This window comes from Halobacillus alkaliphilus (genome assembly GCF_900113125.1).
Taxonomy (GTDB): domain Bacteria; phylum Bacillota; class Bacilli; order Bacillales; family Halobacillaceae; genus Halobacillus; species Halobacillus alkaliphilus.
Genome location: NZ_FOOG01000031.1, coordinates 40,147 through 48,459, shown reverse-complemented (window position 1 = coordinate 48,459; position 8,313 = coordinate 40,147). Strand labels below are relative to the sequence as shown.

Sequence of the window (8,313 nt, the reverse complement as noted above, 5' to 3'; positions counted from 1 at the left end):
CTGCTCCATTCGGAGAGGAAATGATTGAAGACAAAACGAGCGCAACCGATGGTCTTAACGATGAGCGATTCTTGGGTTTTATTTGGATAGATACGAAAGTTATACGCTTTATGCCTCAACCTTTCCACCTCCTAATCAGGAACGTATGTTCTTACTTTAGAATATCACGGAAGGGAAAATATTCAAAGGCATTCGCCTTACGGCAACGGCATTCATCTCCCCCTTACCACCGGTCTTCGACACGGCGCTTGAAGAGGGAGTCTTCTGCTGATGAATGATAAAAAAGCCTGTGCGGAAAACCCGCACAGGCAGTTCAACTTATAAGAAGATACCGGCAATTGTTGCAGAAAGCATAGAACCAAGAGTAGCACCGATTAGAAGTTTCAGACCGAAACCGGACACTCGTCCACCTTTTTCAGCGTCAATTCCTTGAACGGTACCTGCAATGATTCCGATACTTGAGAAGTTAGCGAAACTGGTCAGGAATACAGTTACGATTCCGACTGTTTTCTCAGAAACTCCTTCAAGCATGCCCTGGAATTCAAGCATCGCTACGAATTCATTCGTTACAATCTTCGTACCCATAATGGCACCAGCATCGACAACTTCCGCTGCTGGAATCCCCATCAACAAACCGATTGGAGCAATGATGTAACCGAGCAGTTGTTGCAATGTAAAGCCATTAAAGATAGCACCAAAGACGGCATTAACAAGCTCTAGAGAAGCAATGAACGCAATAAGCATAGAAGCAACAATTAAAGCAATTTTACCGCCATCAAGCGCTCCATTCCCCATCGCTTCGAAAAAGCTTTTCGCATTAGAAACGTCTTGAATATCTACTTCATCTTCTTCTTTAGGAACATTAACCGGCGCAATAATGGAAGAAACAATTAGTGCACTAAACATGTTTAACGGAAGAGCAACCAGGATATACTGATCTGGGAGTATTCCTAGATAAGCTCCCACAATCGAAGCAGACACTGACCCCATGGCTGATGCACTGACAATGTAAAGACGGTTATCATTTAAATTATGGAACTGTGATTTAATAGCAATGAGTGCTTCTGACTGACCAAAGAAAATACTATTCACAGCGTTGAAAGACTCTACTTTTGGAAGGCCTGTAATTTTTGATAAGCCCCAACCCAAATATTTAATAATAAAAGGCAAAATTTTCAAATATGTTAATACTGAAAGAATCGTTGCGAAGAATATAATAAGCAGCAGTACATTAAAGAAGAACACCCCGTTATCTCCTACTTGTACACCACCAAGAACGAAGTTAACCCCTTCTGTTCCGTAATCAATTAAACGGTTGAACACCCATGAGATCCCTTTAATAATTTGCTGCCCGATCGTAGTATTGAACATAAATGCGGTAAGAACTAGCTGAACGGCCAGCATGATTCCTACACCCTTATAATTGATGTTCTTACGGTCATTGGACATAAGAAACGCAATGCCTAAGATAACTGCAACAGCTGCAATCCCTAATAATACCCCTATAACATTATTCACTGTTGGTTCCTCCCCTAATATAATAAAAATAAAAACGAAAAATGAAAATGCTTTCATAAACATATTCTATCTTGGATTTTAACAGGTTGTCAGACGTCATGCAAGCTGTCACCCATATACGAAATTTTCACTTAATTCGCCTTTATTTTCTTCCCAAACCCTAGTGTACGTGACAGAACTTGTTTGAGAAAGTGAAAACCTCCGGTGCTTTTATCCACCAGAGGCTAAAACTGTTTTTTCTATTTAGTAATAAACATTTGTGTCCAGTAATGACCATAGCTTCCGCCTTTAGCATACCCTACACCGATCTGCTTTAGATTCGGATCGAGAATATTTTTTCTGTGACCCGGGCTGTTCATCCAGCCGTTTACCACTTGTTCTGGCGTACTCTGACCGGCAGCGATGTTTTCCGCTGCTCTTCGATACGATACATTAAAATCTCTCATCATATTAAACGGCGAGCCATAGGTAGGTGAATTGTGGGAGAAATAGCCTTTTTTCGCCATGTCTCTTGACTTATAGCGAGCCACACGGGAAAGCTGCCAATTTTCTTTCAAGGCTGGCAGTCCTTGTTGAGCACGCTCCTGATTTGTTAAGTCAATGACCTGCTGCTCCGTTGACTTCACTTGTCTTTTTAACGGAATCGTCACCCGGTCTCCAGGATAGATTAAATCCGGATTATTAAACTGAGAGTTCGCGTTTATAATCTCTGATAGACCAATTTGATAACGCTTGGATATTTTCCATAAGGTATCCCCACTCTTGACCACATAAGTGTCTGTAGCAGCCTGAGTAGGCTGAGGGCTTTGTATAAACATAACAGCTGATAATAAAAGGACACCTATCCATAACCATTTTTTCACGTATTTTCGCTCCTTTATGTTCTAGTCAGAAGTAGTTTGGCTCAAACCTTTGAAAATATGTGTAAGATGAAGAAACACCTGCCAACAATAAAGTCAGCAGGTGATTGGACATCATATTAAGGAGATAAAAATCATTTATGAATGTAACATGTAACCCCCATCAAGAGTCTCAAGAATACACAGGAATTGGATACTGTTTTTCTAAATTAGTCCACACTTCTTAACTGTTTGGGTGAACAACAACTTAATTAACCAATAAAGTTTGATTAAGTCGTCATTCTAAACGAAATTTCTTTAACTTATCACTCCATATTGAACAATGTCCACTTCTATCGTTGGCTTAATCGTGATATTAGGAAACTCTTCTTCCCAATTAACTTTCTTCCAATAATCAGGGTGGTAAGATTGCACGTTGCGGCCGACTTGGAAAACATCACTATTAGCTTCTTGAATGACTGCTATAATTTCCTCAGACTGCTCAGTCAGCAACTCCGATAATTTTTCATTCAAATCTATAATGGTTTTTTTAGAGGTCAAGTGGTTTCTCGGATATTCAACGACTCTCACTTTCATCTTCACATTAATATCAACCTTCACTTGATTGTTTTCTACCTTTACTTTCATATCCTGAATATTCCTCATAACCCGGAAGGTAAGATAGTTCCTTATCGCGTTTTCCTCTTCGTCGGTTACCTTTATTGTAAAGCTCGCTACCTTCCCTCTTATTCCCTCTAGTAACATCAGTAAAGTAGTTTGATGGTTGGGAATAAATTCACCTGAATAAGCATCATTATGAAACAAAGCCAGACCTTCAAAGTTCAACAGATTCTGTTCCTTATCCACCTTTAACAAAGGAACAGCGAAATCAATTCCCGGCTCGAGGAGTTCACCGTGCAGGACTTCAATATTCTCTCCAGTAGAATGAGTCGCATTGATCTGTCCCTCCAGGAGACCGCTGACATATTTACTTATACCCGGATCATTGGGAGGAGATATTCGAATCGCATCTTCTGCTTTCCCTTCAACTACAGCTATATAAGCATTCAAGTTATTGTTTGGATTACGATAGAACTGATCAAAGATTGGCTGGATGGAATTCTTAGCGAGTTCTTCCCCCATTAGTATCACTTTTGCTTTGGAAGGGTCGAACGTGTTAGCTATCATTTGATCGGTATGGTCACGCGCTTCCCGGGGAGTCTTCCCCTCCGTAGTAAGAACTTGTACCGTTTCGTTGGCCGGACCTTCTGTACTTCTTCGGACCGTTGGAATGGAAACGGTTTCCGTCACCCCGCCATCCTCATTCTGATCAAATCCTATGGCAAGCACGAGTTTTATATCTTTAAATTGTCTCGTATCCCAGCAGCCGGTTAGTAAAGTGAGGCATATTAAGATACCTAGCCATTTCCTCTTCATGAAGCTCCTCCTTTCTGTAAACTTCCCCTGATCAAACTGATAAAATAAATGATAAACAGGAAAGCTACGGAGAAGATATAGCCCATCCACACCACAAAATTATTAAATTGATCCACCCTTTCCATGTTGTATCCAATAAACAAAGGGGGAACCAAAATAATAAATGCAGCAATAATGTAAGACGGAGTTGTTTTTTTAGTACCGAATACATCTGTTAGTCCAAGACCAGTCATATAAACATACGTGGTTAAGGTAGTAGCTACATTCACGACCCATATCGATAAGAAGAAAAGATCAAGTCTTGCGACAATGGTAAAATCGAATGACTTCAGCATATATAGAAGAGGCTCTTGAATAAAACTCATTTCGACCGTACTAAAGAATGTAAAGCTAGTGATGACTGTAAATAGATAAAACAAAACAACGAACCAGTGGGCATAGAAAATGGTTCGCAGTCTCTGAGCAGGGCTTCCTTCTACCTTCGAATAAATAACAAGGCTGATGATAAACCCAAAAAAAGATAGTACAGCCTCATTTGCTCCTTTAATCACAGGAACCCATCCATCATTCAGAATCGGAAACAGAAACACAATCTGCGAATCTTTTAAGGAATAAACAACGAAACCTAAAAGAACGATTAGCAGAACCGATACGAACGTATAAAACCTGGCCATCACGTTGATGCCTCCGGATGCTAAATATAAACAGACCAGGATCATCAAGAGAGACAAAATCCAAAACGGTGTCTGCGGAAGCACCCAGAGACTAATCAGACGAACAAATAAAAGAAGAAGAACCATCGATACCATGGAAAAATACGCGATATACAATAAAGAGATCCCTTTTCCAATCCACTTTGAAAAAACGGCCTCATTGATCTGAAAAAAATCTTTATCCGGGTAACGTTTGGCGATCAGCCAGATAACCAGCAGTACGATTTGCAGCAGCACCCCACCGATTAAGAGAGAAATCCAGCCATCCTGCTTAGCTTGGGAATGGAGGTCATAGGGCAGGGACAGGATTCCAACGCCAATTTCCGTTTGAACGATTATAAAAAAATATTGACGACGGGACAATTTAGTTTTTATTGTTGTCTTGCTCATGCTGCACCCACTCCCTTGACTCCCCCATAGCTTTTTCTTGTAACGGATGGGCATCTTTCGGCCGCTTCTTCATCATAAACAGAGGAAGCCTGACAAAAGTGTCTTTCAAATCATTAATATTCAACGGAGCTACTGGAGCAAAGTAAGGAACTCCAAAAGATTCAAGTCTGGTTAAATGAACCGTTAGAAATAGGAAACCAAATACAATCCCTAAAAAACCAAACGTGCCGGCCAGTATAATTAATGGAAAAGTCATCAATCTCAGAGTTGTACTTAATTCATTGGAAGGTACAACAAATGAGGCGATCGCCGTCAGAGCAACTACGATAACCATCAGATTAGATACAAGTCCTGCTCGTACGACTGCATCGCCGATCACTAGACCTCCCACGATCCCGATCGTCTGTCCTACAGGCGAAGGAAGCCGAATCCCCGATTCTCGTATTAATTCAATAATGACGACCATAATTAAGGCCTCCAGTATCGGAGGATAAGCAATTTCATTAATGGAACTTTTTACAGGCAGCAGCAGCTCATCTGGAAGCACTTCATAGTGAAAGCTGATAACAGCAATATAAAAAGCAGGCATTCCAATGGCTATAATAAAACTAGCTAATCTTACTAATCGTACAAATGTACCTGTGTACCACCTGGCATTATAATCATCCGAGGCCTGGTAAAACATGAAGAATGTTGAAGGTGCGATTAATGCCGTTGGGCTGCCTTCAGCCATTAGAGCAATGCGGCCTTCCATAATGTTAGCTACAACCCGGTCGGGACGTTCCGTATTCAGCATTTGCGGAAAAGGAGAATACGGATTATCTTCAATGAATTCTTCTAAATACCCAGGACTCTGAATCATGTCTACACTAATTGATTTAATGCGTTTTTCTAACTTTTGAACAATCTCCGGGTCCGCTATCCCGTCCATATAAACGATAGCGATATTTGTATTCGTTTTCTTACCGACTTTAAAATATTTAACCACCAGATCACGATGTTCTATCTTCTTACGTATAAGGTTCAGATTAATCATGAGATTTTCAATAAATCCATCATGCGAGCCGCGGACGATTTTTTCATTTTGAGGTTCTTCCACGTTTCGGTTAAACACCGAAGTCACGTTAAAACGTGTGATGGTGGAAGAGCCGTCTTCCATATAAATCGCGTGGCCGCGCAGCAGTGTAGGAATCATCTCTTCCAGATTCTCAGAACTTCTGGCGTTTGGGATTTCTGATATATGTTCAACATGTCCCATTTCAAGCGGGTTGAAAATATTCTGCTGGATTTTCTCTTGATCCACAAGAGGCTCAAAGTACATAAGAACCGCCTGTCCATTATTCATTGCTCGTATTTTTAAATCATCAGTTCTCTTAAATTCATTTAGGAGATATTCCACATTTTCCGACAATTTTTTAGAGCTCGGCTGATTCGGTTGTTGACCTTGGTTTTTATTGCTCGTATCCTCAATTCTATCTCTATTTCCTAGTAATTTTCTTAGAAACCCCATTTAGCATCACCTGCAATTAGGCTTCCACATACAGGCATTCCTTATACAAATTTTCCATTAAACAAAAAACCAGATGGACGGATAACCGTCCACCTGGTTCTTGATTTTCATAAAATGCTTATTAAAGTATAGGGCCGTATAGTTGAAGACTCAATTTCGAGATATTGAGCATGAGGAAGGTCCTCCGGGGGACGATTTCGCTTTCCGGCCCTGCACGACGCAGGGTCGTTCGACCCTGCGTCGTGTAGGGCCATAGGAAAGTGTTCAAATGTGGAATCGCCCCGAAAGACACGACCAGCATAAGCCGAGCATCAAAAGGACGGTGGTCTTTCCGTCCGTTGATGAACGGCTTATGGCTCGAGTGTCTGGGTGATGGAACAAGACGAGTTATTTCCCCACCAGCCCTTATCCATCTAACGTAACGGACCCAATTTATCTCGAAACTGAGTCTTCAAGTAATGGGAGCTATACTAGAACATTTCTTTAATGCCCTGGGAAAAAGGCCATTTGCAGGATAAAGATCACCGCAAACACATAGAGAATCCAGTGTACTTGCTTTCCTTTCCCCATTACCAGTTTCAAAACAGGATACGTAATGAACCCAAGCGCAATCCCAGTAGCTATACTGGACGTAAGCGGCATCGTAAGGATGATAATGAAAGCAGGAAAGGCATCATCAAAGGAGGTCCAATTTACTTTAGCCAGACCTTCCATCATAAAACATCCAACAATAATCAGTACAGGCGCTGTAATAGCAGGCAGTCCTGAAACGGCTCCCACCAGAGGAGCAAAGAACATGGAAAGAAGGAATAAACCAGCAACCACCACGGTTGTCAGTCCAGTTCTTCCTCCTGCGGCCACTCCAGACGAAGATTCAATGTAAGCAGAAGATGGGCTAGTTCCGAACATGGACCCCACCGTAGTAGCGGAAGCGTCAGCCATCAGAGCTGCTCTCGCACGTGGCAGACTGCCATCCTTACGTATGAAACCCGCCTGCTCAGCTACACCAACCATCGTCCCGGTTGTATCAAAAATCGTTACGAGCAGGAACGCAAAAATAACTGTATATAAGCTATTTGTGAATACTCCAGCAATATCCATATCCCAGAACACAGGACTTGGCGGCACGGACATCACTCCACCAATCTCAAGTTGACCAGTATAATAGCCGATTACGGCTGTAATTACCATTCCGATAAACAAACCGCCTGTTACGTTACGCGAAATAAGGATTAACGTAATGAACAATCCACCAATAGTCAAAAGTGTACCTGGTGCAGTCAAATCTCCCAGCGTTACCAGCGTCTCTTCACTTGCTACGATGATCCCTGACATGCGCAGTCCCAAAAAAGCTATAAATAAACCAATTCCTGAGGTAATGCCATATTTTAAGGAAGCAGGTATAGCGGTAATTAAAGTTTCCCTAAGCTTCGTTAAACTTAAAATGACAAACAGAATACCGGCTAAAAATACCGTTCCAAAAATGACTGAGTAGCTGACATCCTGCTGAATAACCTCCGTTACAAAATAAGCGTTCATCCCCATGCCCGGTGCAATGGCAATCGGGTAATTGGCGGCAAAAGCCATGATTAATGTTCCAACCACAGCGGCTATAATGGTAGCCATGAATACTTGCTCGAATGGAACACCAGCCGCTTCAAGGATCCCTGGGTTCACTACTACGATATACACCATTGTAAGAAACGTAGTGACCCCGGCTAATAATTCAGTTTTTACATTCGTATGGTTTTCTTCTAATTTAAATAATTTCCTCATTTTTTAAATCCCCTGTCTCGCATGTAAAATCACAACGTTTCTAATCATAAGATGAAAGCGAACAAAAATCAATGGTTTTAACTTTAATGTTCGTGTTTTAATTAAAATTTCACATAAAAAAGGTCTGAAC

7 protein-coding genes are annotated in these 8,313 nt (G+C 41.3%); all 7 read right to left on the bottom strand.

The window, feature by feature from the left end; all coding sequences use genetic code 11:
- On the bottom strand, positions 1 to 128 hold a 128-nt coding region (locus BMZ06_RS14990), incomplete at its 3' end, for a helix-turn-helix domain-containing protein (RefSeq protein ID WP_175477903.1).
- A 190-nt stretch (positions 129 to 318) separates the two neighbouring features.
- Complete coding sequence (locus BMZ06_RS14985; protein ID WP_089753113.1) at positions 319 to 1,506, bottom strand: NupC/NupG family nucleoside CNT transporter; 1,188 nt, start codon at positions 1,504 to 1,506, stop codon at positions 319 to 321.
- A 251-nt stretch (positions 1,507 to 1,757) separates the two neighbouring features.
- Positions 1,758 to 2,381, bottom strand: coding sequence for a SafA/ExsA family spore coat assembly protein (gene safA, locus BMZ06_RS14980; protein ID WP_089753106.1), 624 nt, complete (start codon positions 2,379 to 2,381; stop codon positions 1,758 to 1,760).
- Positions 2,382 to 2,675: 294 nt separating this feature from the next.
- Entirely contained in the window at positions 2,676 to 3,794 is a 1,119-nt protein-coding gene (locus BMZ06_RS14975; RefSeq protein WP_089753104.1) for a Ger(x)C family spore germination protein, read from the bottom strand.
- The gene (locus BMZ06_RS14970; protein WP_175477902.1) at positions 3,791 to 4,897 is read right to left on the bottom strand and encodes a GerAB/ArcD/ProY family transporter; all 1,107 of its coding nucleotides are present in this window, start codon (positions 4,895 to 4,897) and stop codon (positions 3,791 to 3,793) included. Before BMZ06_RS14970 ends, BMZ06_RS14975 begins: the two co-directional genes overlap by 4 nt.
- Positions 4,872 to 6,407, bottom strand: a complete 1,536-nt coding sequence (locus BMZ06_RS14965) for a spore germination protein (protein WP_089753100.1) — start codon at positions 6,405 to 6,407, stop codon at positions 4,872 to 4,874. Before BMZ06_RS14965 ends, BMZ06_RS14970 begins: the two co-directional genes overlap by 26 nt.
- Before the next feature lie 483 nt (positions 6,408 to 6,890).
- Complete coding sequence (locus tag BMZ06_RS14960; RefSeq protein WP_089753098.1) at positions 6,891 to 8,183, bottom strand: NCS2 family permease; 1,293 nt, start codon at positions 8,181 to 8,183, stop codon at positions 6,891 to 6,893.
- Between the last annotated feature and the right edge of the window lie 130 nt (positions 8,184 to 8,313).

Coding starts and splice junctions, on each gene's coding strand:
- BMZ06_RS14965 (WP_089753100.1), bottom strand. CDS start 6,407: ATGGGGTTTCTAAGAAAATTACTAGGAAATAGAGATAGAATTGAGGAT.
- BMZ06_RS14975 (WP_089753104.1), bottom strand. CDS start 3,794: ATGAAGAGGAAATGGCTAGGTATCTTAATATGCCTCACTTTACTAACC.
- BMZ06_RS14970 (WP_175477902.1), bottom strand. CDS start 4,897: ATGAGCAAGACAACAATAAAAACTAAATTGTCCCGTCGTCAATATTTT.
- BMZ06_RS14960 (WP_089753098.1), bottom strand. CDS start 8,183: ATGAGGAAATTATTTAAATTAGAAGAAAACCATACGAATGTAAAAACT.